General features: G+C 50.8%; 7 tRNA genes and 1 rRNA gene. All 8 read right to left on the bottom strand.

Annotated features, from left to right (window positions below):
* Positions 1 to 27 precede the first annotated feature (27 nt).
* The 8 genes from AV656_RS03690 to rrf all read right to left on the bottom strand — a co-directional run bounded on the left by AV656_RS03690 (position 28) and on the right by rrf (position 779).
* A tRNA-Ala gene (locus tag AV656_RS03690) sits at positions 28 to 103 on the bottom strand.
* Positions 104 to 109: 6 nt separating this feature from the next.
* Positions 110 to 186, bottom strand: a tRNA-Pro gene (locus AV656_RS03685).
* 6 nt (positions 187 to 192) lie between these two features.
* Positions 193 to 268: transfer RNA gene (locus AV656_RS03680), tRNA-Gly, on the bottom strand.
* Between the two features lie 23 nt (positions 269 to 291).
* Positions 292 to 373 (bottom strand) — tRNA-Leu (locus AV656_RS03675).
* Between the two features lie 22 nt (positions 374 to 395).
* Positions 396 to 471, bottom strand: a tRNA-Lys gene (locus AV656_RS03670).
* Between the two features lie 6 nt (positions 472 to 477).
* Positions 478 to 553 (bottom strand) — tRNA-Thr (locus AV656_RS03665).
* A 13-nt stretch (positions 554 to 566) separates the two neighbouring features.
* Positions 567 to 642: transfer RNA gene (locus tag AV656_RS03660), tRNA-Val, on the bottom strand.
* A 21-nt stretch (positions 643 to 663) separates the two neighbouring features.
* Positions 664 to 779: ribosomal RNA gene (gene rrf, locus AV656_RS03655) — 5S ribosomal RNA — on the bottom strand.
* Positions 780 to 899: the final 120 nt, after the last annotated feature.

Here is an 899-nt window from a genome sequence, read left to right as displayed (position 1 = left end):
GTTTTGCTGTTCAGTTTTCAAGGTTCATGGTGGAGCCTAGCGGGATCGAACCGCTGACCTCCTGCGTGCAAAGCAGGCGCTCTCCCAGCTGAGCTAAGGCCCCGTATAGTGGTCGGGAAAACAGGATTCGAACCTGCGACCCCTTGGTCCCAAACCAAGTGCTCTACCAAGCTGAGCTATTTCCCGATGATATGGAGCGGAAGACGGGATTCGAACCCGCGACCCCCACCTTGGCAAGGTGGTATTCTAGCCACTGAACTACTTCCGCGATATCAAATATTTAAATAAAAGTGCGGATGAAGGGAGTCGAACCCCCACGCCCGAAGGCACTAGATCCTAAGTCTAGCGTGTCTGCCAGTTCCACCACATCCGCATGTGTTTAAACCAGAGGAAAATGGTGAGCCATGCAGGGCTCGAACCTGCGACCCTCTGATTAAAAGTCAGATGCTCTACCAACTGAGCTAATGGCTCGAAAAATGGTGCCGGCCAGAGGACTTGAACCCCCAACCTACTGATTACAAGTCAGTTGCTCTACCAATTGAGCTAGGCCGGCATAATGATTAAAATGGTGGAGGATGACGGGTTCGAACCGCCGACCCTCTGCTTGTAAGGCAGATGCTCTCCCAGCTGAGCTAATCCTCCGGATTATGTAAGTGATCAACGGCCCAGCGACGTCCTACTCTTGCAGGGGGAAGCCCCCGACTACCATCGGCGCTGAAGAGCTTAACTTCCGTGTTCGGGATGGGAACGGGTGTGACCTCTTCGCCATCATTACCAGACCGTGTTCACTTTAAAAGGACAAATATTATTATAGCAGTTCCTGTCGATTTGGCAAGAACTTTATTTGTTCTTTCAAAACCGGATAAACGAGACATTGTAAAGTACCGGATCTTTCATGT

The organism is Bhargavaea cecembensis (assembly GCF_001619585.1).
GTDB classification, from domain to species: domain Bacteria; phylum Bacillota; class Bacilli; order Bacillales_A; family Planococcaceae; genus Bhargavaea; species Bhargavaea cecembensis_A.
This window is presented reverse-complemented; position numbering and strand designations above follow the sequence as displayed.